Raw genomic sequence first — 2172 nt, 5'->3', positions numbered from 1 at the left:
AAGTTTGTCTTTTATATGAATGCATTCTTTTAACATGAACATCAAATATGGAACTTGGATCAATTGTTATCCCATAAGTTGATAATACATGGTTTGAAAATTTTATTTTATTGTTTGTTTTTATAATATGCGTTTTCTCTTGAAACGCATCATCCTTTACGTAAGCCATTAACTTATTGAGATTATTTGGAGTTTTTATCCACCCCTCACCAATAGTTTCTGTTATAAGTTTTGCAAGTTCAACATTAGAATTTAATAACCATCTTCTGTGAGTTATTCCATTAGTTTGGTTGTTAAATTTTTCAGGAAAAAATTCATAAAAGTCAGAAAGCTCCTGATGTTTTAATAATTCTGTATGAAGTTTTGCTACTCCATTAACAGAATGCCCCCCCACAATTGCAAGGTATGCCATTCGTACATACCCATTATAAATGATAGACATATTATTTACCTTGTTCCAATTACCATTATACCTATGATAAACTTCATTACAAAACCGTCTATTTATTTCTTCCACAATCATATAAATTCGTGGGAGCAATTTTTTAAACATATCCACAGGCCACTTTTCTAATGCCTCCGCCATAATTGTGTGATTAGTATAGGCTGTAGTTCTTGTTGTAACGTACCACGCATCATCCCAAGATAAGTTCTCCTCGTCCATTAAAAGTCTCATTAGCTCAGCAACTGCTACAGCAGGATGAGTATCATTTATTTGCACTGCAATATGTTTATAAAATTCAAGAAGAGATATTTTTTTCTTCTTATAATTTTTTAAAATACTTTGAAGCCCTGCACTTACAAAAAAATACTCTTGTTTTAGTCTTAATAGTTTACCTTTTTCGTAGCTATCATCCGGATATAAAATTTGTGAAATAGCCTCAGCTGCGTACTTATTCTCCCCAGCTTTTGCATAATTCCCTTGACTAAAAGATGAAAAATCAAAATCTTCCTCCATAGTTTCGGCGCTCCAAAGTCTTAAAGTGTTTACAGTATTGTTTTTATACCCTTTTATTGGAGTATCATAAGGCACTGCACGTACACATTCATAATTTTCATGAATAACTTTTGTTACCCCGTTATCCTCATTCAAATAAACATTTCCCCCAAATTTAACTTCAACAGCCTTACTTTCTTTTCTTATTTCCCAGGCATTACCATTTTTAAGCCAATTATCGGGGACTTCAACCTGATACCCATTTTCTATTTTTTGTTTGAACAACCCATATTTATACCTTATGCCACAACCATGACCTGGCACCTGCGTCGACGCCATAGAGTCTAAAAAGCATGCTGCTAGTCTTCCAAGTCCACCATTGCCAAGTCCAGCATCCACTTCTATATCCTCTACCTCAATCAAACTAATTCCTAGTTCACTAAGTGCTTCCTCACATATATCCTTAAGTCCTAGATTAACTAAATTACTATTTAGCAATCTACCAACTAAAAATTCCATTGAAAAATAGTATACTTGTTTTCCTTTGTTTTTTGCATACTCCTTGTTGCTTTCTATCCAAGGCTTTGCGCAATAATCTTTTACGAGCGCACCTAAAGCATAATATTGATGCAAAGGGGAAGCATCAACTGCTTCCTCTGCAAACATTGTTTGTAGTTTTTCTATATAATCCATCTTAAATATCTTTTTATCAATTATCACAACATTCACCACCTAGAAATTTTAGAATTCATTCATTCTATAACACATTAAAAATAACCTAGTATATGTTTTTTAAACTGCTAGCCATTATTTTCTTAGATCACTATATAATTTCATATAATTTTTAGCAGAATGTTCCCAACTATTATCTGAGCTCATAGCATTCTGAACTAATTTGTCCCAGGAAGTTTTATCTTTATACAACTCAAGAGCCCTATTTATAGTTTCAAGCAACTCTTTACCATCGTAATTATTAAAAGAAAAACCATTCCCTTTACCAGTATATTTATTATAAGGAATAATTGTGTCTTTAAGTCCTCCGGTTTCACGTGTGATTGGAATGCTCCCATATTTTAATGCAATAAGCTGACCAATACCACAAGGTTCAAAGAGTGATGGCATCAAAAACATATCTGAAGCAGCATATATTTGTTGTGCTAAAGCTTCATCAAAAGCTATATTTGCTGATATTCTGCTTGGATAAATAGACGCATAATACTGAAATATATCCTCAT

2 protein-coding genes are annotated in these 2172 nt (G+C 32.8%); both read right to left on the bottom strand.

The features are described from left to right. Nucleotides 1–1657: glycogen/starch/alpha-glucan family phosphorylase (gene glgP, locus Q0649_RS06865; RefSeq protein ID WP_298839218.1), on the bottom strand; the 1657-nt coding region annotated here is incomplete at its 3' end. Nucleotides 1658–1744: 87 nt separating this feature from the next. Continuing rightward, on the bottom strand, nucleotides 1745–2172 hold a 428-nt coding region (locus tag Q0649_RS06860), incomplete at its 5' end, for a glycogen synthase (RefSeq protein WP_298839215.1).

Origin of the sequence: uncultured Clostridium sp., from assembly GCF_937920395.1 — a bacterium.
Classification (GTDB): Bacteria; Bacillota; Clostridia; order Clostridiales; family Clostridiaceae; genus Clostridium_AD.
The sequence above is the reverse complement of the archived record's forward strand: the minus strand, read 5'-3'. Positions and strand labels throughout refer to the sequence as shown.